The organism is Methylobacterium sp. CCH5-D2 (genome assembly GCF_001556475.1).
In the GTDB taxonomy this organism is placed as follows: Bacteria; Pseudomonadota; Alphaproteobacteria; order Rhizobiales; family Beijerinckiaceae; genus Methylobacterium; species Methylobacterium hispanicum.
This window is the reverse complement of record NZ_LSIX01000843.1, coordinates 1-716: the sequence shown is the minus strand read 5'-3', so window position 1 is coordinate 716 and position 716 is coordinate 1. Positions and strand designations below refer to the sequence as shown.

Here is a 716-nt window from a genome sequence, read left to right as displayed (position 1 = left end):
CCCTATGGGAGAGGGGGCGCGGCGCGGTTCCAGTGGCGATCTCGGAGACGACCCCGCCATATGCGATCGCCCTGCCCTATGGGAGAGGGGGCGCGGCGCGGTTCATCCCACACGGCCGCACCCATCGACCGGAAACGGTATCAGCCCGGCATCACCAGCCGCTCGCCGCCGCAGAACACCGTCAGCGTGTCCGAGCGCGCGATCGCGCAGAGCGTCATGTCGTGACCGCGGGCGCGCGCGAGCGCCAGGGAGGTCGGGGCCGAGATCGCCACGATCACGGCGGCGCCGAGGCGCGCGGCCTTCTCCACCATCTCGAACGAGCAGCGGCTGGTGATCACCGCGAAGCCCGTCGCCGGGTCGCGGCCGGAGCGCATCAGCGCGCCGATCAGCTTGTCCAGCGCGTTGTGGCGGCCGACATCCTCGCGCACCGCGACGAGCGCGCCGTCGAGATCCGCCCAGGCGGCGGCGTGCACCGCGCGGGTCTCGTGGTTCAGGACCTGCGCCTCGGAGAGCGCCGAGAGCGCCCGCTCGATCGCCGCGACGGTGACGCGGATGGCGGGCGCCGCCCGCATGTCCGCGACCGGCAGCGAGGCGAGGTCCTCGACCCCGCAGACGCCGCAGCCGGTGCGCCCGCTGAGCGCCCGCCTGCGGGCGAGATGCTCGCGCAGCCGCCCCGGCGCGAGGTCCACGAGGAGGCGCACGCCCCCCTGCTCGCC

Annotated in this window: 1 protein-coding gene; it reads right to left on the bottom strand. The window is 75.0% G+C overall.

The window, feature by feature from the left end; all coding sequences use genetic code 11:
• Positions 1-140: 140 nt before the first annotated feature.
• Positions 141-716, bottom strand: a 576-nt coding sequence (locus tag AX737_RS22175; RefSeq protein ID WP_066924973.1) for a formate dehydrogenase accessory sulfurtransferase FdhD, incomplete at its 5' end; no start/stop codon positions are given.